The 20156-nt window shown below is 61.6% G+C and carries 18 protein-coding genes; 8 read left to right on the forward strand and 10 right to left on the reverse strand.

What is annotated here, in order from left to right:
* Positions 1–17: 17 nt before the first annotated feature.
* The 3 genes from trhO to AACY42_RS14570 all read right to left on the reverse strand — a co-directional run bounded on the left by trhO (position 18) and on the right by AACY42_RS14570 (position 2088).
* A complete protein-coding gene (trhO, locus tag AACY42_RS14560; protein WP_339480261.1) occupies positions 18–959 on the reverse strand; it encodes an oxygen-dependent tRNA uridine(34) hydroxylase TrhO in 942 nt (313 codons plus the stop codon).
* A 298-nt stretch (positions 960–1257) separates the two neighbouring features.
* Positions 1258–1557: a BolA family protein gene (locus AACY42_RS14565; protein WP_060738604.1), complete on the reverse strand. Its 300-nt coding sequence runs from the start codon at positions 1555–1557 to the stop codon at positions 1258–1260.
* A gap of 12 nt (positions 1558–1569) precedes the next feature.
* Entirely contained in the window at positions 1570–2088 is a 519-nt protein-coding gene (locus AACY42_RS14570) for a DUF2059 domain-containing protein (RefSeq protein WP_339480263.1), read from the reverse strand.
* 191 nt (positions 2089–2279) lie between these two features.
* On the opposite strand from AACY42_RS14570, the gene AACY42_RS14575 reads away from it, so the two are divergent.
* The gene (locus tag AACY42_RS14575) at positions 2280–3674 is read left to right on the forward strand and encodes a class II fumarate hydratase (RefSeq protein WP_339480266.1); all 1395 of its coding nucleotides are present in this window, start codon (positions 2280–2282) and stop codon (positions 3672–3674) included.
* A gap of 108 nt (positions 3675–3782) precedes the next feature.
* Here the strand turns inward: AACY42_RS14575 and AACY42_RS14580 are convergent, their stop codons facing one another.
* On the reverse strand, positions 3783–4733 hold the full coding sequence (locus tag AACY42_RS14580; RefSeq protein WP_339480269.1) for a DMT family transporter: 951 nt from the start codon (positions 4731–4733) through the stop codon (positions 3783–3785).
* A 189-nt stretch (positions 4734–4922) separates the two neighbouring features.
* Between AACY42_RS14580 and AACY42_RS14585 the strand changes: the two genes are divergently transcribed.
* Entirely contained in the window at positions 4923–5120 is a 198-nt protein-coding gene (locus tag AACY42_RS14585) for a DUF6316 family protein (protein WP_339480271.1), read from the forward strand.
* A gap of 117 nt (positions 5121–5237) precedes the next feature.
* Here the strand turns inward: AACY42_RS14585 and AACY42_RS14590 are convergent, their stop codons facing one another.
* Positions 5238–6422, reverse strand: coding sequence for a thiolase family protein (locus AACY42_RS14590; RefSeq protein WP_339480272.1), 1185 nt, complete (start codon positions 6420–6422; stop codon positions 5238–5240).
* 103 nt (positions 6423–6525) lie between these two features.
* Positions 6526–8043 carry a polyphosphate:AMP phosphotransferase gene (gene pap / locus AACY42_RS14595; RefSeq protein ID WP_339480273.1) on the reverse strand — a complete coding sequence of 506 codons (1518 nt, stop codon included), beginning with the start codon at positions 8041–8043 and terminating at the stop codon, positions 6526–6528.
* Between the two features lie 239 nt (positions 8044–8282).
* On the opposite strand from pap, the gene mnmC reads away from it, so the two are divergent.
* The 5 genes from mnmC (at position 8283) to AACY42_RS14620 (ending at position 15839) form a co-directional block, all read left to right on the forward strand.
* On the forward strand, positions 8283–10265 hold the full coding sequence (gene mnmC, locus AACY42_RS14600; RefSeq protein ID WP_339480275.1) for a bifunctional tRNA (5-methylaminomethyl-2-thiouridine)(34)-methyltransferase MnmD/FAD-dependent 5-carboxymethylaminomethyl-2-thiouridine(34) oxidoreductase MnmC: 1983 nt from the start codon (positions 8283–8285) through the stop codon (positions 10263–10265).
* 171 nt (positions 10266–10436) lie between these two features.
* Positions 10437–12209 (forward strand): N-acetylglutaminylglutamine amidotransferase, encoded by a 1773-nt coding sequence (locus AACY42_RS14605; protein WP_339480276.1) that lies wholly within the window; start codon positions 10437–10439, stop codon positions 12207–12209.
* Positions 12210–12212: 3 nt separating this feature from the next.
* Positions 12213–13958: an N-acetylglutaminylglutamine synthetase gene (gene ngg / locus AACY42_RS14610; protein WP_339480277.1), complete on the forward strand. Its 1746-nt coding sequence runs from the start codon at positions 12213–12215 to the stop codon at positions 13956–13958.
* A 250-nt stretch (positions 13959–14208) separates the two neighbouring features.
* The gene (locus AACY42_RS14615; RefSeq protein ID WP_445261541.1) at positions 14209–15399 is read left to right on the forward strand and encodes an osmoprotectant NAGGN system M42 family peptidase; all 1191 of its coding nucleotides are present in this window, start codon (positions 14209–14211) and stop codon (positions 15397–15399) included.
* Positions 15400–15611: 212 nt separating this feature from the next.
* Complete coding sequence (locus AACY42_RS14620) at positions 15612–15839, forward strand: YheU family protein (RefSeq protein ID WP_003199186.1); 228 nt, start codon at positions 15612–15614, stop codon at positions 15837–15839.
* On the opposite strand, the gene csrA is transcribed toward AACY42_RS14620, so the two are convergent.
* From csrA to AACY42_RS14635, 3 genes are all read right to left on the reverse strand, one after another.
* On the reverse strand, positions 15828–16028 hold the full coding sequence (gene csrA / locus AACY42_RS14625) for a carbon storage regulator CsrA (RefSeq protein WP_339480278.1): 201 nt from the start codon (positions 16026–16028) through the stop codon (positions 15828–15830). The genes AACY42_RS14620 and csrA overlap by 12 nt on opposite strands.
* Positions 16029–16179: 151 nt before the next feature.
* A complete protein-coding gene (locus tag AACY42_RS14630; RefSeq protein ID WP_339480488.1) occupies positions 16180–16512 on the reverse strand; it encodes a YnfA family protein in 333 nt (110 codons plus the stop codon).
* Positions 16513–16569: 57 nt separating this feature from the next.
* A complete protein-coding gene (locus AACY42_RS14635) occupies positions 16570–17385 on the reverse strand; it encodes an SDR family oxidoreductase (RefSeq protein ID WP_339480280.1) in 816 nt (271 codons plus the stop codon).
* Positions 17386–17690: 305 nt separating this feature from the next.
* Here AACY42_RS14635 and AACY42_RS14640 point away from each other — a divergent pair, with 305 nt between their 5' ends.
* On the forward strand, positions 17691–17843 hold the full coding sequence (locus AACY42_RS14640; RefSeq protein WP_003183939.1) for a DUF3309 family protein: 153 nt from the start codon (positions 17691–17693) through the stop codon (positions 17841–17843).
* 63 nt (positions 17844–17906) lie between these two features.
* Here the strand turns inward: AACY42_RS14640 and AACY42_RS14645 are convergent, their stop codons facing one another.
* A complete protein-coding gene (locus AACY42_RS14645; protein ID WP_339480283.1) occupies positions 17907–20000 on the reverse strand; it encodes an LTA synthase family protein in 2094 nt (697 codons plus the stop codon).
* Between the last annotated feature and the right edge of the window lie 156 nt (positions 20001–20156).

Raw genomic sequence — 20156 nt, forward strand, 5'->3', positions numbered from 1 at the left:
AGGCGTGACGCCATGGTTCAAGCCTCGGAAAATGATTGCTTGTAGTTGTAGCCGATCGGGTGCGGCATGTTACGAGCCTTGGCCAACTCAATCTGCTTTTGCCGGTCGATGGCGCTGCGACGGGTCTTCTCGCTCAGTTTATCCCAGCAGTGCGGGCAACTGATGCCAGGCACATAGTGCTCCGAGGCTCGGTCTTCTACGCTCACCGGGGTACGACAAGCGTGACATTGATCGTAGTCCCCTTCGCTGAGGTCGTGGCGAACGGTCACGCGGTTGTCGAACACGAAGCAGTCGCCGCGCCACTTGGTTTCTTCCTGAGGGACCTCTTCGAGGTATTTCAGGATGCCGCCCTTGAGATGATAGACCTCGTCGAAACCCTGGCCGAGCATGTAGCTGGAGGCTTTTTCACAACGAATGCCGCCCGTGCAGAACATCGCGACTTTCTTGTGCCTGGCCGGGTCGAAGTTGGCCTTGATGTACTCAGGGAACTCACGAAAGCTGGTGGTCCTGGGGTCGATGGCGCCTTCGAAGGTGCCGATGGACACTTCGTAATCGTTACGGGTGTCGATCAACAACACTTCCGGATCGCTGATCAGCGCGTTCCAGTCCTGCGGCTCGACATAGGTACCGACCTGCTTGTTCGGGTCCACGCCTTCGACGCCGAGGGTGACGATTTCTTTCTTGAGCTTGACCTTGGTGCGGTAGAACGGCTGCTCATCGCAGTAGGACTCTTTATGATCGATGTCGATCATGCGCGGATCGTTCTTGAGCCAGGCCAGCAGGCCGTCGATGCCTTCGCGAGTGCCGGAGACCGTGCCGTTGATGCCTTCTTCGGCGACCAGCAACGTGCCTTTGATGCCGTTGTCGAGCATGGCCTTGAGCAAGGGCTCACGCAGCTCGACGTAATCTTCAAGGGTGACGAACTTATACAGTGCCGCCACGACAATGGGTTGTGTCATGGGTGTTTCTCCAGGTGGCTACCCTCGTAAAGGGTGAACCGGATACGAAAAAAAACGCGCCGGGTAAGCGGCGCGTTGCGGATTCTAACAAAAACAATGTGGCTTTAGGAGCGAAGTGCCCTGGAGCGAAGCGCTTATCGTGGCGAGGGAGCTTGCTCCCGGCTGCTCTGTAGGAGCTGGCGAAGCCGGCGATCTTTTAATCTTTCGCTTGAGATTCAAGTGTGAGGAAAAAGATCGCAGCCTCGTTGCACTCGACAGCTCCTACAGCCCCCGCCACAAAAGCCTCACACCCTATCGATCAGTGCTTGCTGCCACCGGCACACGTCGGCGAAGCCGGGGCCGCGTCGATCCGGGCCCATTCTTCGGGGGTGTAGGTGTGCAGCGCCAACGCATGGAACTCCCCCATCAGCTCGCCCAGCGTGCCGTAGACCTTCTGGTGACGCTTGACGCGATTGAGCCCTTCGAACTGCTGGCTGACCACCACGGCCTTGAAGTGGGTCTGCAGGCCACGGCTGTGCATGTGGCTTTCATCCAGCACTTGCAAGTGCTCGGGCTGCAAGAGCCCGAGTGTTGATTCGATGCGTTGTTGCATGCTCATACTGGGCTCCGCTTACGGCTTTTTCTTGGCTGGGGCAGCTTTTGGCTCGAGCTCGGCCGTCATGTCCGCCAGCAGCTTGTTGACCACCGGCACCGCGCTTTCAAGCTTGGCCTGGGTCAGTTGAGCCGATTGCTGGGTCAACTGCGGCATTTTCTCGAGGACTTTCTTGCCTAATGGCGATTGGTAGAAAGCGACCAGATCCTTGAGCTCCGACTCGCTGAAGTTGCTGGTGTAGAGCTTGACCATGTCCGGCTTGAGCTTGTTCCAGCCGATAGCCCGGTCCAGCGCGGCATTGGCCTTGGCCTGGTAGGTTTCCAGGGTGGCTTTTTTCGACTCAGGTGCCTTGGTCTGTTCAAAGCGCTGGGCAAACATCTGCTGCACTTGCATGTAGACCGGCGTGCCCAATTTGTCAGCGTGTGCCAGGGTCAGGAACGCTTCGGCGCTGGCGCTGTGGCTGGCGGTATCGGCGAAAACAGGGCCGCTGGCACACACCAGAGCAACGGCGGTACAGATGGCACGAAGACGGGTCATCGAGTTTCCTTTATTACAGGCGAGGTTAAACCCCAAGGGCGACCATTCTGCGCCTAAAAAACGCCGGGCCTCAACCCCGACGCTTGGCAGCTCCGATTGGCGGGGCGAACCCGCCGCTCCTAGATTGAGGGAACCAGAGCCGCCCATCTGGGCCTAAACTGCGCATTCAGCCCTTTAAGGAGTTTGACCCGATGAGCCGTATCGAAACCGACAGCCTTGGCCAGGTTGAAGTCCCGGACGACGCCTACTGGGGCGCCCAGACGCAGCGTTCCATGATCAACTTTGCCATTGGCAACGAACGCATGCCGCTGTCGGTGTTGCACGCCTTGGCACTGATCAAGAAAGCCGCCGCGCGGGTCAATGATCGCAATGGCGACCTCCCGGCCGATATCGCTCGCCTGATCGAACAGGCCGCCGACGAAGTGCTGGCCGGCCAGCATGACGACCAGTTCCCATTGGTGGTCTGGCAGACCGGCAGCGGAACCCAGAGCAATATGAACGCAAACGAGGTGATCGCCGGGCGCGCCAACGAACTGGCCGGCAACCCCCGCGGCGGCAAGAGCCCGGTGCACCCCAACGACCACGTCAATCGCTCCCAGAGCTCCAATGACTGTTTCCCCACCGCGATGCATATTGCGGCCGCCCAGGCCGTCCACCAACAATTGCTCCCGGCCATCAGTGAGCTGTCCGGCGGCCTGGCGGAACTGGCCGCGCGCCACATGAAACTGGTCAAGACCGGTCGCACTCACCTGATGGATGCCACGCCCATCACCTTTGGCCAGGAACTGTCGGCGTTCATTGCCCAGCTCGATTACGCCGAACGGACGATCCGCGCCGCGCTACCGGCGGTCTGCGAACTGGCCCAGGGCGGCACGGCGGTGGGCACCGGACTCAATTCACCCCACGGTTTCGGCGAGGCGATGGCCGCTGAACTGGCGGCGCTGTCGGGCCTGCCGTTCGTCACTGCGCCGAACAAGTTTGCCGCGCTGGCCGGCCATGAGCCCCTGACCGCCCTGTCCGGCGCGCTGAAAACCCTGGCCGTGACCTTGATGAAGATCGCCAACGACCTGCGCCTGCTCGGCTCCGGGCCACGGGCCGGCTTCGCCGAGGTGAAATTGCCGGCCAATGAACCGGGCAGCTCCATCATGCCCGGCAAGGTCAACCCGACCCAATGCGAAGCCTTGTCGATGCTGGCCTGCCAGGTCATGGGCAACGACGTGACCATCGGTTTTGCCGCCAGCCAGGGGCATTTGCAGTTGAACGTGTTCAAACCGGTAATCATCCATAACCTGCTGCAATCGATTCGCCTGTTGGCCGATGGCTGCGGCAACTTCCAGCAGCACTGCATCGCCGGGCTCGAACCGGATGCCGAGCAGATGGCCGCACACCTGGAGCGTGGGTTGATGCTGGTGACCGCGCTGAACCCGCACATCGGCTACGACAAGTCAGCCGAAATCGCCAAGAAAGCCTACGGCGAAGGGCTGACCCTGCGTGAGGCGGCGCTGCAACTGGGGTATCTGACCGATCAAGAGTTCGATGCCTGGGTACGACCGGAAAATATGCTGGAGGCGGGTAGCCAGGGTTAACGCCCTACCCTGTGGGAGCGAGCAGCCTGCTCGCGATGGGGCCGGCAGGCTCGACATCTCTATTGCCTGTCAGGCCGCCATCGCGAGCAGGCTCGCTCCCACAGGGGGCTAACGCCCCACGCGCCGGGCCCTGAGCCCGGCGATCAGCGACGGGCCCAGGGCAACCAGCGCCGACCCCAGCACCACCAGCACCGCCCCGCCATACCCCAGCAAATTGATCTGTTCGGCATGGACATAGGCGGGCCACCACCAGGCCGCCATCGCCACCGCGGCGAACGTCACCAGTGGTGTGATCGCCAGGGTCGCGCTGACCCGCGACGCCTCCCAATGGGCCAAGGCTTCGGCAAACGCGCCATAGGCAATCAGCGTGTTGAGACAGCACGCGAGCAACAGCCAGCCTTGCAACGGGCTCAACTGCAGCGCCTCCAGCGGATGCACCCAGGGCGTGAGCAGCAACGCGCAGAACAGGTAGATCACCATCATCACCTGCAACGAATTCCACACCGTCAACAATTGCTTTTGGCCCAGGGCATAAAACGTCCAGACCGTCGACGCCAGCAACACCATCAACACCCCGGCGGTGTAGTCGCTCAGGGACGTCAGCAACTCGCCCAGGCGCTGGTTGAAAAACAGCGTAAAACCGATCAGCAACACCAGCAGGCCGATGCCCTGCCCCACGCTGAAGCGCTCCTTGAACACGAACAGGCTGGCGACCAGCAACATGATCGGCCCCATCTGCACCACCAGTTGCGCGGTGCCAGGGCTCAAGCGGCTCAGACCCATCAGGTACAACACGTAGTTGCCCACCAGCCCAAGCACCGCCATCGCCACCAGCCAGCCGCCGCGTGGGCCAAGGACCTTGCGACTGGGCAGGCGCCGGGAGGCCGCCAAATAGATGAACAGCAAACCGCCGGACACCAGCAAGCGAAACCAGGTCACGGTGACCGGGTCCATCACTTGCAGCACTTGCTTGAGCTTGATCGGCAGGATTCCCCATAGCAGGGCAGTCAGCAGGGCGAGGAACAGACCGTAGACCCAACGACCGGACGATATGTGCATGCAACCCTCGAAGCCCAAGACAAAAGACGTCCATTCTAGGCGTCTCTCGTCGAACGACACAGGAACAGTTGGCGATTAATAATCCAGGCACGGACATGGCACATGGCCGCCTATCGGCTCGCCGAGCAGCCTTCAACGCCAGCCCCTAAACTTCACTCAACTTGATACCTGCTTTCTTTGGAGCCTCCCATGCTTGGCAAACGCGCCCAGGACGTCACCCCTGTGATGGTCTTCCCCAGTGACCGGATTTGCCGGATAAACGGCGAGTTCTACTTCAACACCCGGGAAGACACCGAGGAAGGGCCGTTCGCCAGTCGCGAGGAGGCGTTGCGGGAGGTGGAGGCGTATATCCAGCAAGTGCTGCAACTGACTCAGGAAGCCAGCTAGCGCAGCTGGGCTCTGTAGGCGCTGGCGAAGCCTGCGATCTTTTGATCTTTCGCTTGAGATTCAAGTGTCTTGGGAAAGATCGCAGCCTCGTTGCACTCGGCAGCTCCTACACAGCGGTTATCTCACCGCTTCAAACAACCCCGTAGCCCCCATCCCGCCGCCCACGCACATGGTCACGATGCCGTAGCGCAGGTTGCGTCGTTGCAGCTCACGCACCAGATGCCCCACTTGCCGCGAGCCGGTCATGCCGAACGGATGGCCGATGGAGATCGAGCCGCCGTTGACGTTGTATTTCTCGGGATCGATTTCCAGCCGGTTGCGGCTGTACAGGCACTGGGAAGCAAACGCCTCGTTGAGTTCCCACAGGTCGATATCGGCGATCTGCAAGCCCTTGGCCTTGAGCAGCTTGGGCACCGAAAACACCGGGCCGATGCCCATCTCGTCCGGCTCGCAACCGGCCACGGTGAAGCCGCGGAAAAACGCTTTGGGCTTGAGCCCCAGCGCCAGGGCTTTTTCCAGGCTCATCACCAAGGTCATCGACGCCCCGTCGGACAACTGCGACGAGTTACCCGCCGTTACCGAACCGTCTTCGGCGAACACCGGTTTCAGGCCGGCCAGACTTTCATAGGTGGTGTCCGGGCGGTTGCAATCATCGCGATCGACCATGCCCTCGAGCATCTGCACCGCACCGGTCTGCTTGTCCTCGACTCGGTACTTGACCGCCATCGGGACGATTTCATCATCGAACAACCCGGCCGCTTGGGCCTTGGCGGTGCGCTGCTGGCTCTGCAAGGCGTAGCGGTCCTGCTCCTCGCGACTGACCTGGTAACGGCGGGCGACGATCTCGGCCGTCTGGCCCATGGGGAAATAAATCCCGGGCACCTGCTCCTTGAGCAGCGGGTTGATCAGGTGGTCGGTGTTGACGCTTTTCATCGTCAGGCTGATGGATTCCACCCCGCCGGCAACGATGATGTCGCTGCAACCGGAAGCGATCTGGTTGGCGGCGATGGCAATGGCTTGCAGGCCCGAGGAACAGAAGCGGTTGAGGGTCATGCCGGCCGTGCCGGTGCCCAGTTGCGAGAGCACCGCCACGTTGCGCCCGATGTTGTAGCCCTGGGCGCCTTCATTGGACCCGGCCCCCACGATGCAATCCTCGACACTGGCCGGGTTGATGTCGTTGCGCGCCAGCAAGGCATCGACACAATGGGCCGCCAGGTCGTCTGGACGGGTCATGTTGAACTTGCCACGAAAGGACTTGGCCAGGCCGGTCCGTACGCTGTCGACGATCACCACTTCACGCATGGCTGTACCTCATTGTTGGAGTCGGTTGAGAGTGAATCGAGCATAAATCCACTGCACAACCGACTGCGACAATCATTCACCCCGCGTATGCGCCCCCATCGTTCTAGCGTTTCTTTTTCTTGCGAGCCTGCCTTGCGCTCCGCTCGAAAGCCGCCTCCAGCGCCTGGTTGAGGGTGCGCAACACCTTCACCCGCGCCCAGCGCTTGTCGTTGGCTTCCACCAATGTCCAAGGGGAAATCTCGGTGCTGGTGCGGTCGACCATGTCGCATACCGCGGCCCGGTAAGCGTCCCACTTGTCGCGGTTGCGCCAGTCATCCTCGGTGATCTTGAAGCGTTTGAACGGGATTTCCTCGCGCTCCTGGAAACGCTCCAGCTGGGTTTGCTTGTCGATGGCCAGCCAGAACTTGACCACCACCACGCCGGCATCGGCAATCTGCTCTTCGAAGTCGTTGATTTCTCCGTAGGCCCTCAGCCAGTCGGCCTGGCTGCAAAACCCTTCGACCCGCTCCACCAGCACCCGGCCGTACCAGGAGCGGTCGAACATGGTGAACTTGCCCCGCGCGGGAATATGCCGCCAGAACCGCCACATGTAGGGATGGGCGCGCTCCTCTTCAGTGGGCGCGGCAATCGGCACGATGTTGTATTGACGCGGGTCCAGGGCGGCCGCGACCCGCCGGATCGCCCCGCCCTTGCCTGCCGCGTCATTGCCTTCGAACACCGCCACCAAGGCATGCTGGCGCATGCGTTTGTCCCGCAGCAGGCCGGAGAACCGCGCCTGCTCGGTGATCAGTTGCTCTTCGTAATCGGCCTTGTCCAGGCGTCGGGTCATGTCCAGGCTGTCGAGCAGCGTGACCTGGCCGTCCAGCGCGGGCAGCGGCGCCACGCTAACCTTTTGCGGCTTGACCTTCTGCCGGTCCAGGGCCTGTCGCATGCCATCGAGCAGGATCCGCCCGACGGTGAGGCTGCGATAATAGCTGTCCATGCCTTCGATCACATGCCAGGGTGCATAATCGCGACTGGTGCGCCGCAGTATGCGCTCGCCGTATTTGACGAACTTGTCGTAGGTCTGGGACTGCTGCCAGTCCAGCGGGCTGATGCGCCAGCTGTGCAGCGGGTCGTCCTTGAGCCCCTTGAGCCGGGCCTTCATCTGCTTCTTGGACAAATGGAACCAGAACTTGAAGATCAGCGCGCCTTCGTCGCAGAGCATTTTTTCCAGGCGCTCGGCACCGGCAATCGCCTGGTCGAGCCGTGGGTCCTTGAACTCGCCATGGACCCGGCCTTGCAGCATCTGGCTGTACCAGTTGCCAAAAAAAATCCCCATGCGTCCCTTGGCCGGCAGCTTCCGCCAGTAGCGCCACGCCGGAGGCCGCGCCAGTTCCTCGTCAGTCTGTTGGTCGAAGGTGCGCACTTCGATCAGCCGCGGGTCCATCCACTCGTTGAGCAACTTCACCGTCTCGCCCTTGCCCGCGCCTTCGACACCATTGATCAGCACGATGACCGGAAACCGGCCCTGCTGCTGCAACTCGAACTGCGCCTCCAACAGCGCTTCACGCAGGGCCGGCACTTCGGCCTCGAAGGTGTCTTTATCAATGGCATGGCCGATTTCAGCGGATTCAAACATGGGCAGCTCCTTCCGGGGATGGGCCAAGATTAGCGGATTGGATGCGGCCCGTGTGCTTTGTGTAGGAGCTGCCGAGCGAAGCAAGACTGCGATCCTTTGATCTTGATCATTCGCTTTCGACTCAGTTGTTTGGGGCAAGATCGCAGCCTCGTTGCACTCGTCAGCTCCACTGGTGCGTATGCAGCGGCAATCGGCAAGCGATCGGCTAGAATGGCCGCTCAGTTTTGACCGAGCCTGCCATGACACCCATCCAGCAACACGCCCAACTCGACTGGGATGATCAGGGTCGCCCGCGTTCGCGGGTCTTCGACGATGTGTATTTTTCCGACCAGTCGGGGCTGGAAGAAACCCGGTATGTGTTCCTTGAGCAGAACAACCTGGCCGAGCGCTTCGCCGCCCTGGCCGATGACGGGCGGCTAGTGATCGGCGAAACCGGATTTGGCACCGGCTTGAATTTCCTCTGCGCCTGGCAACTGTTCGAACAGTGCGCACCGGCAGGCGCCCGGCTGCATTTTGTCAGTGTCGAGAAATACCCCTTGAGCCCCCAGGACCTGCGCCGGGCCCTGGCCCTGTGGCCGCAACTCAGCCTTCAAGCCGAGCCGTTGCTTGAGCAGTACGTGGCGATCCACCAGGGTTTCCAACGCCTGGTCTTGGCGAACGGACGGGTGACGCTGACCTTGTTGATCGGCGATGCCCTGCAGCAGCTACCGCAGCTGGACGGACAGATCGACGCCTGGTTCCTGGACGGCTTCGCGCCAGCCAGGAACCCCGAGATGTGGACCGCCGAGCTGTTCGCCGAACTGGCCCGGCTGGCGGCTCCCGGCGCCACCCTCAGCACCTTCACCAGCACCGGTTGGGTCCGGCGATTGCTGAACGCGGCAGGCTTCAAGATGAAGCGCACGCCGGGCATCGGCCATAAGTGGGAAATCCTGCGCGGTGTGTTTCTCGGCTGGCCGGAGCAGACACCAGCACCGTCCCCGGCAAAACCCTGGTACGCCCGCCCCATGCCGCAAACCGGCGAACGCCGGGCACTGGTGATCGGTGGCGGCCTGGCCGGTTGTGCCAGCGCTGCCAGCCTCGCCGCGCGTGGCTGGCAGGTGACGCTGCTGGAGCGTCATGCCCGGTTGGCCGAGGAAGCCTCCGGCAACCCGCAAGGCGTGCTGTACCTCAAGCTATCGGCCCATGGCACGGCGCTGTCGCAAATGATCCTCAGCGGTTTCGGTTACACCCGGCGTGTGTTGGAGCAACTGCAACGCGGCATTGATTGGGACGCCTGCGGGGTCTTGCAACTGGCCTTCAATAGCAAGGAAGCCGAGCGTCAGGCGCAACTGGCCGAGGCGTTCCCAAGGGATCTGCTGCACACCCTCGATCAGCCCGAGGCCCAGGTGCGGGCCGGCATCGACCTGGCCTGTGGTGGTCTGTTTTATCCCGAGGGCGGCTGGGTGCATCCGCCGGCATTGTGTCGCTGGCAAGCCTCGGGCACGACGATTGACGTCCAGCCCCATCATGACGTCTTGTCACTGCGCCGCGTGGACGGCCAGTGGCAGGCGTGGGACGGCGAACGATGCCTGGCCAGTGCGCCGGTGGTGATCCTGGCCAGCGCTGCCGAGATCAAGCGTTTCGAACCAGCCGCCGAATTACCGCTCAAGCGTATTCGCGGGCAAATCACCCGGTTGCCGCAAACCACCCGCAGCCAGAGCCTGGCGACCGTGGTTTGTGCCGAAGGCTATGTGGCCCCGCCGCGGCAGGGCGAGCACACCCTGGGCGCCAGTTTCGATTTCAACAGCGACGACCTCACCCCCACCGCCGCCGAACACGCTGGCAACCTGCAGATGCTCGAAGAAATCTCCCAAGACTTGGTGAACCGCCTGAACGCTGGCAGCCTGGACCCGGAACGCCTCGAAGGCCGTGCGGCATTCCGTTGCACCAGCCCGGATTACCTGCCGATTGTCGGCCCATTAGCGGACCGCCAGACCTTTGCCGAGGCCTATGCGGCCCTGGGCAAGGACGCCCGCCAGGTGCCAGACACTCCCTGCCCGTGGCTCGATGGCCTGTACATCAACAGCGGTCACGGCTCCCGCGGCCTGATCACCGCCCCCCTGTCGGGTGAACTGATCGCCGCCTGGCTGGACAACGAACCCCTGCCACTGCCCCGCAGCGTGGCCGAGGCCTGCCATCCGAACCGGTTTGCGTTGCGGGCATTGATTCGGGGTAAGGCCTGACACAGATGCCGGGCTCACCCCAAATCCTGTGGCAGGCCAGCCCCCCATCTCTCCGGCTTATAACGAATTGATCTAAAACTCACAGCAATCCCTTCGGTCAGTTTTAGGATACTCGCTCTTTCGGCGTGTATGCTTGTGACCCCTCCCCAACGGAAAAACCGGTAAGGACTTATGTGCGGATTAGCTGGAGAGTTACGTTTCGATCAACAACCTGCGGACCTTGCGGCCGTAGAGCGAATCACCCATCACCTGGCCCCTCGCGGCCCCGACGCCTGGGGCTTCCATAGCCAGGGCCCCATTGCCCTGGGCCATCGGCGCCTGAAAATCATGGACCTGTCGGACGGCTCGGCCCAGCCGATGATCGACAACCAACTGGGCCTGTCCCTGGCCTTCAACGGCGCGATCTACAACTACCCGGAACTGCGCAGCGAGCTCGAAGGCCTGGGCTACACCTTCTATTCCGGTGGCGACACCGAAGTGCTGCTCAAGGGCTACCACGCCTGGGGCGAAGCGCTGCTGCCCAAACTCAACGGCATGTTCGCCTTCGCCATCTGGGAACGCGATGCCAAGCGGCTGTTCATTGCCCGCGACCGCCTCGGCGTCAAGCCCCTGTACCTGTCGCGCACCGGCCAGCGGCTACGTTTTGCCTCGGCATTACCGGCGCTGCTCAAGGGCGGCGATATCAACCCGATGCTCGACCCGGTAGCCCTCAACCATTACCTGAATTTCCACGCCGTGGTCCCGGCGCCTCGCACCTTGCTGGCTGGCGTTGAAAAACTGCCGCCCGCCACCTGGATGCGCATCGAAGCCGACGGCAGCACCGAGCAGAAAACCTGGTGGACCCTGCCCTACGGTCCCCGGGCCGACGAACAGCACCTGAACCTGGAAGACTGGATCGACCGCGTGCTCGACAGCACCCGTGATGCGGTCGCCATTCGCCAACGCGCCGCCGTGGATGTCGGCGTGCTGCTTTCCGGCGGCGTGGACTCGAGCATGCTCGTGGGCCTGCTGCGGGAAGTCGGTGTAGAAGACCTGTCGACCTTCTCTATCGGTTTCCAGGATGCCGGCGGTGAGCGCGGTGACGAATTCCAGTATTCGGACCTGATCGCCAAGCACTACGGCACCCGCCACCACCAACTGCGCATCGACGAGAAAGAGATCATCGAGCAACTGCCGGCAGCGTTCCGTGCCATGAGCGAGCCGATGGTCAGCCACGACTGCATCGCCTTCTACCTGCTGTCGCGGGAAGTGGCCAAGCACTGCAAAGTGGTGCAAAGCGGCCAGGGCGCCGACGAGCTGTTCGCCGGTTATCACTGGTACCCGCAAGTCGATGGTGCCAGCGATCCGTACGCGGCCTATCGCGCCGCCTTCTTCGACCGCAGCTACGAAGAATATGCCGCCACCGTGCAGCCCAAATGGTTGACAGCCAATGATGCGGCCGGTGATTTCGTCAAAGAGCATTTCGCCCAGCCCGGGGCCGATGCGGCGGTAGACAAGGCCCTGCGCCTGGACAGCACCGTGATGCTGGTGGATGACCCGGTCAAGCGCGTCGACAACATGACCATGGCCTGGGGCCTGGAAGCGCGCACGCCCTTCCTGGACTACCGCCTGGTGGAACTTTCGGCCCGGGTCCCGGCGAAGTTCAAGCTGCCCGATGGCGGCAAGCAGGTGCTCAAGGAAGCCGCCCGGCGAGTGATCCCCAGCGAGGTGATCGACCGCAAGAAGGGCTATTTCCCGGTGCCAGGCCTCAAGCACCTGGAAGGCAACACCCTGGCCTGGGTCCGTGAATTGCTACTGGATCCGAGCCAGGACCGCGGCCTGTTCAACCCGGCCATGCTCGACCGTCTGCTGACCGACCCCAACGGCCAGCTCACACCCTTGCGCGGTTCCCGGCTGTGGCAACTGGCGGCACTGAACCTGTGGCTCAGCGAGCAAGGAATCTGATCGATGAAACCTCATGCAACGGTTCACAACCAACGCCTCTTGCGCGGCCAGGCGCCCTCCTACGAACGCCTGCAGGCGCGCCTGGCCGAAGACGGTAGCGAGTTGGGTGCCGACCCGATCGCAGTGCATTGCGGCTGGGGCCGACTTTTGATCGGCCACACCTTCCCGGACCCGGCAAGCCTGGCCCGGGAACTGCTCAACGAACAAACCGGCGAGCGCGACATTGCCTTGTACGTGGCCGCGCCCCAGCAAGTGCTGGGGCTGGAACCGGCACAACTGTTCCTCGATCCATCCGACACCTTGCGCCTTTGGTTCAGCGACTATCGCCAGTCCACCCGTGTGTTTCGCGGCTTTCGGATCCGTCGGGCCCAGAGCGAAACCGACTGGCAGGCCATCAACCAGCTCTACCAGGCCCGGGGCATGTTGCCCATCGACCCGCTGCGCCTGACCCCGCGTCATGAGGGTGGCCCGGTCTACTGGCTGGCCGAAGATGACGACACCGGCGCGGTGATCGGCAGCGTCATGGGCCTCAATCATCAGAAGGCCTTCAACGACCCGGAAAACGGCAGCAGCCTCTGGTGCCTGGCCGTCGATCCGCAATGCCCGCGGCCCGGGGTTGGCGAAGTGCTGGTGCGTCACCTCATCGAGCATTTCATGAGCCGTGGCTTGAGTTACCTCGACTTGTCGGTGTTGCACGACAACCGCCTGGCGAAAAACCTCTACGCCAAACTCGGTTTTCGCAATCTCTCGACCTTCGCCATCAAACGCAAGAACTGTATCAACCAGCCGTTGTTCCTGGGGCCAGGCCCCGAAGCGCAGTTCAATCCTTATGCGCGAATCATTGTCGAAGAAGCCCACCGTCGAGGCATCGACGTGCAGGTGGACGATGCCGAGGCCGGCTTGTTCACCCTGGTCCACGGCAGCCGCCGGGTGCGATGCCGCGAATCCCTGAGCGACCTGACCAGCGCCATCAGCATGACCCTGTGCCAGAACAAAAGCCTGACCCACAAGGTGCTGAAAAACGCCGGTCTGAACCTGCCGGCCCAACAGTTGGCGGGCAATGCCGATGACAACCTGGCGTTTCTCGATGAGCACGAACAGGTGGTGGTCAAGCCGCTGGACGGTGAACAGGGCCAAGGCGTGGCGGTGGATCTGCGCACCATCGAGGAGGTGCAGAGCGCCATCGAAACGGCTCGGCAGTTCGATAGCCAGGTCTTGCTGGAAAGTTTCCACGAGGGGCTGGACCTGCGCATCCTGGTGATCGGCTTTGAAGTGGCGGCGGCGGCGATCCGGCGCCCGGCGGAGGTGATCGGCGACGGCCGGCACACCATCGGCGCGTTGATCGAAGCCCAGAGCCGACGACGGCAAGCCGCCACGGGTGGCGAAAGCAAAATCCCGATGGATACCGAGACCCTGCGCACGCTCAGCGCGGCGGGGTTCGACTACGACAGCGTGCTGCCCGCAGGGGAGCACCTGTTCGTACGGCGTACGGCGAACCTTCATACCGGCGGCGTGCTGGAGGATGTCACCGGCATCCTGCATCCGACCCTTGTCGACGCGGCGGTGCGCGCCGCGCGGGCGCTGGACATCCCCATGGTCGGCCTCGACCTGCTGGTGCCGGCGGCCGATCAACCGGAGTACGTGTTCATCGAAGCCAACGAACGCGCAGGCCTGGCCAACCACGAACCACAACCCACCGCCGAACGCTTTGTGGACTTGTTATTTCCCCATAGCCAGGCGGTGGCTTAACCCTTTGCTCCCGCTAGGCCACAGAAGCCGCGCAGAAACCGCGCAGAAGCCGTGTAGGCGCTGTGTAGGAGCTGTGTAGGAGCTGTCGAGTGCAACGAGGCTGCGATCTTTCCCCAAACACTTAAATCTCAAGCGAAAGATCAAAAGATCAAAAGATCGCAGGCTTCGCCAGCTCCTACAGAGCCCAGTGGGAGCAATCTCTGGCCACAAGGTTCCCCTACTTCAACTTATTGTTCCGTGAGGAGTTTCCATGATCAGTAAAATTCCCGAACCGGATCTCGAATACCTGCAAAAGGTCCTGCTGGAGATGCTCGCCATTCCCAGCCCTACCGGTTTTACCGACACCATCGTGCGTTATGTCGCCGAGCGGCTCGAAGAGCTGGGTATCGATTTTGAAATGACCCGCCGCGGCACGATCCGCGCCACCCTCAAGGGCCGCAAGAGCAGCCCCGACCGGGCCGTGTCGGCGCACCTGGATACCATCGGAGCCTCGGTGCGAGCCATCAAGGACAACGGCCGCCTGACACTGGCACCGGTGGGCTGCTGGTCCAGCCGATTTGCCGAAGGCAGCCGGGTCAGCCTGTTTACCGACACCGGCGTGATTCGTGGCAGCGTGCTGCCGTTGATGGCGTCCGGGCACGCGTTCAATACCGCCGTGGATGAACTGCCCATCAGTTGGGACCACATCGAGCTGCGCCTGGACGCCTACTGCGCCACTCGCGCCGATTGCGAAACCCTGGGGGTGGGCATCGGCGATTACGTCGCCTTCGATCCCCTGCCGGAATTCACCGAAAGCGGCCACATCAGCGCCCGGCACCTGGACGACAAGGCCGGGGTCGCGGCGCTGCTGGCAGCGCTCAAGGCGATTGTTGACAGCGGTGAAGAACTGCTGATCGATTGTCACCCGTTGTTCACCATCACCGAGGAAACCGGCAGCGGTGCAGCGGCCGCACTGCCTTGGGACGTCAGCGAATTCGTCGGCATCGACATCGCGCCCGTCGCCCCTGGCCAGCACTCAAGCGAACATTCGGTCAGCGTGGCCATGCAGGACTCCGGAGGCCCCTACGACTATCACCTGTCGCGGCATTTGTTGAAACTGGCCAAGGAGAACGAGGTACCCGCATGCCGTGACCTGTTCCGCTACTACTTCAGCGACGCTCATTCGGCCATCACCGCTGGCCACGATATCCGCACCGCCCTGCTCGCCTTCGGCTGCGACGCCACCCATGGCTACGAGCGCACCCACATTGACAGCCTGGCCGCCCTCAGTCGCCTGCTCGGCGCCTACATCCTCAGCCCACCGGTGTTCGCCAGCGACGCGCAACCAGCCCAAGGCTCACTGGACCGCTTCAGTCATCAGATCGAACACGATACTCAGATGGAAAGTGATACCCGAGTGCCATCGGTGGATAGCCTGCTGGGGCAACGCTCCGATAACTGACCCAGCATTTTCATTGCCAGGCATATCGCCATCGCGAGCAGGCTCGCTCCCACAGGTTGATCTTCATTGGACTTGAACTTTGCGCTCGACGCAGAACCAATGTGGGAGCGAGTCTGCTCGCGATGAGGTCTGAACAAACGCCGCAAAACCCAAGGCTAGCCGCAAAAGCCCATTGGCCGTAGCATCGCTCTATTGTCTAGCCGAGGTACCCCATGCTCATCCCCCACGACCAACTCGAAGTCGACACGCTCACCCGCCTGATCGAGGATTTCGTGACCCGCGACGGCACCGACAATGGTGACGACACGCCCCTGGAAACAAGGGTTCTACGGGTCAGGCAAGCCCTGACCAAAGGCCAGGCGTTGATTGTCTTCGACCCCGAAAGTGAACAGTGTCAACTGATGCTCAAGCACGACGTGCCCAAACACCTATTCGACTGAACAGGCCTTGCGAGTGGCATGGGCCTTTCTCTTCTGGATCTTCTCGTAGATTTCGGAGCGATGGACATCGACGTGTCGTGGCGCTTCCACGCCAAAACGCACCGTGCCACCGCTGATCGACAGCACACGGACGGAAATATCGTCACCGATGGAAATCAACTCACCTACAGCGCGGCTTAATACAAGCATGGTTCTTGTCCTTAAGAATGTCTGGACCCTGACCATGCCCGGCCTGTTTCCCGTTCTCAAGACACCCGCGAGAATTCAGTAAGGCCCTACAAGCAAAGTTCTTGTGACTGACGGAAACTTCCTGCAAAACCCTGTCGGACCGCCGGTTATTTCAGGGCGCCGAGAACCGCGGACCGAATAGAATCACACTCGCCCCCAACACGCAGAGCGCCACGCCAATCCAGTCGGACCCCAGTGGCCGCACTCGCTCAACCACCGTCAGCCAGCCGATCGAGGCAATGATATAGAGGCCGCCATAAGCGGCGTAGGCGCGCCCGGCGTACGTCGCTTCGACGCGGGTCAGCAACAAGGCGAACAACGTGAGGCTGAGCAACGCCGGGGCGATCCACCAGGCGCTTTTGCCCTGGCGCAACCACATCCAGAAGGCGTAGCAGCCCGCGATCTCAAACAGCGCGGCGAGAAAAAACCACAGGTAATTGAGCATGCAGATGTCCATCAGGAGGGTCGAATGGCGCCATCCTGAGGACATCGGGCATTCAGGTCAATTGGGGGTTTGCCGGGCCTTGGCGCGCATCTTGTCGGCCATAACGGTCATTTCGTCGTACAGCAGCTGTGGGTTCTTCTGCTTGAGGGCCCAAGCCATACGCCCCTGTTCGTGGGGCAGGATCATGAACTGACCCTGGGCGACCTGCTGGTAGATGTAGTCAGCAATATCCGTGGCGCTGATCGGTGAGCTTTCCAGCAACTTGCCAACCTGGGCTTTCATGGCCGGGGTCGGGCCGCGGAAGGAGTCCAGCAGATTGGTCTGGAAGAATGACGGGCACACCACGTGTACGCCAACTTCCTGCTGCGCCAGTTCCACCAGCAGACTTTCCGACAGCGCCACGACACCCGCCTTGGCCACGTTGTAGTTGCTCATGGCCGGGCCCTGCATCAGGGCTGCCATAGAAGCGATGTTGATGATCTTGCCGCGGCTTTTTTCCAGCAACGGCAGGAACGCCTTGCAGCCCTTGACCACGCCCATGAGGTTGATCGCGATCTGCCAGTCCCAATCCTCCAGGGAAAGCTCGCTGAAGAAGCCGCCCGAGGCCACGCCGGCATTGTTGACGATGATATCGATACCGCCGAACTTTTCTTCGCAGGCCTGGGCGAACGCAGTCAATTGGCTGTAGTCGCGTACATCGCAGCGCTGGATGAAGCCGTCGCCACCGGCACCACGTACAAGCTTGAGGGTTTGCACAAGGCCCGGCTCGCTGACATCCGATAAGGCCAGACGCCATCCTTCGCGGGCCCAGCGCAGCGCGATTTCGCGACCCAGGCCGGAGCCGGCACCAGTGATCATCATGCGATTTTGCATAGCAAACAGCCTTGTTGTTCCGGGAGAGATAGGCCGAGTGTAGCGAAGGTGTTCAACGGACCCACGCTCCATCAGATTGCTGAATGGCGAGGGCAAACTGTGGGCGCTGCCAGGGGCTGTCGAATGAAAGCCCCAGAAAAGATCGCAGCCTCGTTTCACTCGACAGCGCCTACGAGGGCCAACAAAAACTTTGAATTTTCTACAAGACGCTACGGTCGAAGTTATTAAGCCGCCCGGATTTAACGCATGCGCGCTGGTAGTTGGAAGTTGTATCACTCCAGAACTGACCAATAAGGAAATCTACAATGGGCACAATACTTATCATTATCCTGATCCTCCTGCTGATCGGTGGTCTCCCTGTCTTCCCGCACTCCAGAAGTTGGGGTTACGGCCCGTCCGGTATCATCGGTGTGGTGTTGGTGGTGCTGTTGGTCCTGCTACTACTGGGCAAGATATAAACCACTCAGTAAACGCAAAAAAAAAGAGGCCTTTGCAGGCCTCTTTTTTATGTGCGCCGTTTATCAGTCCGGCTTGCCGTCAACGACGCCAGCGGTGTTATCCACCAGGCTCTTGGTCGCGGTTTGCAGGAAAGCTTCGAGCTTGAGTTTCATCTCGGCAGTGTCCGGTGCATCCGGGATGACTTCCGCACGCGGATTGGCGCCCAGCTCATAGCGATACATCTTCGGCGCCATTTCCTTTTCCTTCGGTAGCATCAGGACCGCGTCACCCCGGATGATCGCGGTGGTTTGATCACTGCCCGACGGTTTGATCACACCAAAGCCGGGATCGCCTTGCGGCAGGTTCAACAGGTCCCGGCCCCAGCACTGGTTGCGTACTTGCCCACCGATCCGGCCCATGATGGTCGGCACGATGTCGACCTGGGTGCCCACGGTGTGGTTACGCTGGCCGAACTTTTCCTGGACGCCCGGGCCGATCAACAGCATCGGCACGTTGAAACGGCCCAGATCCATCTCGGTGAGCTGGCGCTCGTTGCCAAAGCCATGATCGCCGACCACGACGAACAGGGTTTCCTTGAAGTAAGGCTCCTTGCGGGCCTTCTCGAAGAACTGGCCCAGCGCCCAGTCGGAGTAGCGCATGGCGGTCAGGTGTTCGTTCAGGCTGCCGCGGTCGGTGACCCGCTCGACCGGCAACGGCGTCGGCAACGCATAAGGAGTGTGGTTGGACAGGCTTTGCAGCAAGGCATAGAACGGCTTGCCGTTTTCCCGCGCCTTGAGCTCGATCAGGCCACGGTCGAACATGTCCTGGTCGGAGACACCCCAGGTCGGATCGGAGAACACCGGGTTCACAAAGTCGTTGCGCCCGATGAATGTAGTCATGCCCTGGCTGCTGAAGAAACCCGACTGGTTGTCCCAGGCGAAATCGCCGTTGTAGACGTACACGTCGTCGTAGTCACGGGCGCTGAGCAGTTGCGGCAGGCCCGACAGCTTGTGACTGCCCTCTGGCGTTTGCATCAGGTATTCGAAACCGGGCAGGTTCGGGAAGCACGCCATGGTGGCGAACATGCCTTGGTGGGTGTGGGTACCGTTGGAGAAGAAACGGTCGAACAACAGGCCTTCCTTGGACAGTTTGTCCAGGTAAGGCGTGATGTTGCCCGGCGCGCCCAAGGCGCCCACCGAGTGACCGGCCATGCTTTCCATGAGGATCACGACCACATTTTTGATCGGCAGGGTCTTGTCGGCCGGCGGCGTGTAGTCGCGGCGCACGGCGGCTGTCTCGGGGTCCACGAGTGTATCGTCGGGCATCACCAGCATGTCGCGCACGGTCTGCTGCGCCAGCGGTTGCTCGAGGGTGGCCTTCCAGATGTTGTCACGCTCTTCGGACATCCGGTTCTTGGCCGCGGCCACTAGCGACAGCGTGCCATTGAGGCCCAACTGGTTGGCGAAGTTCGAATCGGTGGTGTAGACGTCGCCCCAGCGCAGAGGCGGCCCTTGGCGCAAGGTACCGCGCGCGGCGGTCACGGCAACCAGCAGGCAAACGACAAACACCGCGACACGCCCATACCAGGGGGCGATCTGGCGGGTGCCGATGGTGCCGCCACTGAACGGCCCACGGGGACGCGTGGCGCGGTCGGCGCCCTTGAACGCCAGGCTGAGGATGAGGGTGCCACCGACCCAAGCCAGCAGGTAGCGCACCACCGGAAAACCGTACCAGAGCATGCTCATCACGGTTTTCGGGTCTTCCTTTACATACTGGAAGACCAGGCCATTGAGGCGCTGGTGGAATTCACGGTAGAAGTCCATCTCCATCAAGCCCAGGAACAGCGCGATGCTGGAAGTGACGGTCAACCAGAAACGAAAGAACCCACGGGCCGCCATGGCCCTTACGCTGAACAACGCCAGCAACAACGGGATGCAAAGGTAGACCACCAGGCGCAAGTCGAAACGCAGGCCGTTGACGAATGCTTCAACGAAGGTCGAGGCCGGGGTGTCGAGGATCATCTCGCGGTTATAGACCAGCAGCGCCACGCGCAGCAGGCTGAACATGACCATCATCACCAGGGCACAAAGCAACGTGTAGGACAGGTGCGATTTGACGGTCGGTTGCAGCAGGCGATGTGTAGCGCGCTGCTGACTCAGGGCGTCCGGGATTGCCATGTCGTTTAAGGACCCTATTGGAGTTGGAGTGACAAACAGAAACAACAGCGCGCCCTCTGTTGACCAAAGCCTTGGCCTTGGGGCTTGCGCGAGTGCGCAGATCTTGCACGAACAGCTATGGCATAGCCATTAAATAACCGGCGGCGATATGAGCGC

This window comes from Pseudomonas sp. RL_5y_Pfl2_73 (assembly GCF_963970515.1).
In the GTDB taxonomy this organism is placed as follows: domain Bacteria; phylum Pseudomonadota; class Gammaproteobacteria; order Pseudomonadales; family Pseudomonadaceae; genus Aquipseudomonas.

Bases quoted from the DNA above. Each gene is read 5' to 3' on its own strand.
- mnmC (WP_339480275.1), top strand. From the start codon at position 8,283: ATGACACCCATCCAGCAACACGCCCAACTCGACTGGGATGATCAGGGT.
- AACY42_RS14570 (WP_339480263.1), bottom strand. From the start codon at position 2,088: ATGACCCGTCTTCGTGCCATCTGTACCGCCGTTGCTCTGGTGTGTGCC.
- pap (WP_339480273.1), bottom strand. From the start codon at position 8,043: ATGTTTGAATCCGCTGAAATCGGCCATGCCATTGATAAAGACACCTTC.
- AACY42_RS14580 (WP_339480269.1), bottom strand. From the start codon at position 4,733: ATGCACATATCGTCCGGTCGTTGGGTCTACGGTCTGTTCCTCGCCCTG.
- AACY42_RS14585 (WP_339480271.1), top strand. From the start codon at position 4,923: ATGCTTGGCAAACGCGCCCAGGACGTCACCCCTGTGATGGTCTTCCCC.
- ngg (WP_339480277.1), top strand. From the start codon at position 12,213: ATGAAACCTCATGCAACGGTTCACAACCAACGCCTCTTGCGCGGCCAG.
- AACY42_RS14645 (WP_339480283.1), bottom strand. From the start codon at position 20,000: ATGGCAATCCCGGACGCCCTGAGTCAGCAGCGCGCTACACATCGCCTG.
- AACY42_RS14565 (WP_060738604.1), bottom strand. From the start codon at position 1,557: ATGAGCATGCAACAACGCATCGAATCAACACTCGGGCTCTTGCAGCCC.
- AACY42_RS14630 (WP_339480488.1), bottom strand. From the start codon at position 16,512: ATGCTCAATTACCTGTGGTTTTTTCTCGCCGCGCTGTTTGAGATCGCG.
- AACY42_RS14620 (WP_003199186.1), top strand. From the start codon at position 15,612: ATGCTCATCCCCCACGACCAACTCGAAGTCGACACGCTCACCCGCCTG.
- trhO (WP_339480261.1), bottom strand. From the start codon at position 959: ATGACACAACCCATTGTCGTGGCGGCACTGTATAAGTTCGTCACCCTT.
- AACY42_RS14590 (WP_339480272.1), bottom strand. From the start codon at position 6,422: ATGCGTGAAGTGGTGATCGTCGACAGCGTACGGACCGGCCTGGCCAAG.
- AACY42_RS14635 (WP_339480280.1), bottom strand. From the start codon at position 17,385: ATGCAAAATCGCATGATGATCACTGGTGCCGGCTCCGGCCTGGGTCGC.
- AACY42_RS14640 (WP_003183939.1), top strand. From the start codon at position 17,691: ATGGGCACAATACTTATCATTATCCTGATCCTCCTGCTGATCGGTGGT.
- csrA (WP_339480278.1), bottom strand. From the start codon at position 16,028: ATGCTTGTATTAAGCCGCGCTGTAGGTGAGTTGATTTCCATCGGTGAC.
- AACY42_RS14605 (WP_339480276.1), top strand. From the start codon at position 10,437: ATGTGCGGATTAGCTGGAGAGTTACGTTTCGATCAACAACCTGCGGAC.
- AACY42_RS14575 (WP_339480266.1), top strand. From the start codon at position 2,280: ATGAGCCGTATCGAAACCGACAGCCTTGGCCAGGTTGAAGTCCCGGAC.
- AACY42_RS14615 (WP_445261541.1), top strand. From the start codon at position 14,209: ATGATCAGTAAAATTCCCGAACCGGATCTCGAATACCTGCAAAAGGTC.